Below are 302 nucleotides of genomic sequence, written 5' to 3' on the forward strand. Positions count from 1 at the left end.
TATACATCAGGTCACTAGCTTTGTAATCTACGCCGGTAGCTGAAGATTGATCGGTTGCTATTGTAAAGGTGTGATCGGTTACTTTCGAGTTGTCGAATACCTTCTTTGATTTAGGTAGTTTAGCACCTTCAAGTGGAGCAGTCAGCGCCTCTAACAGTCGGTTGATAAGGCATTTCCAGACAGTCGGGCATGTGACAGGTAAAGCTGACATTCATACATAAACGTTTTTAATACTATTTCGCAAATATACACGATTATTTCTGAAAAAAAGACTTACCTTTGTATTTGGTAAACACTAAAAA

Annotated in this window: 1 protein-coding gene; it reads right to left on the reverse strand. The window is 38.4% G+C overall.

What is annotated here, in order from left to right:
• Positions 1–211 (reverse strand): hypothetical protein (locus tag D0T87_RS24075; RefSeq protein ID WP_163178720.1); only part of this gene is annotated, 211 nt, incomplete at its 3' end.
• Positions 212–302 lie beyond the last annotated feature (91 nt).

The sequence above is a fragment of the Bacteroides sp. 51 genome, from assembly GCF_010500965.1.
GTDB lineage: Bacteria > Bacteroidota > Bacteroidia > Bacteroidales > Bacteroidaceae > Bacteroides.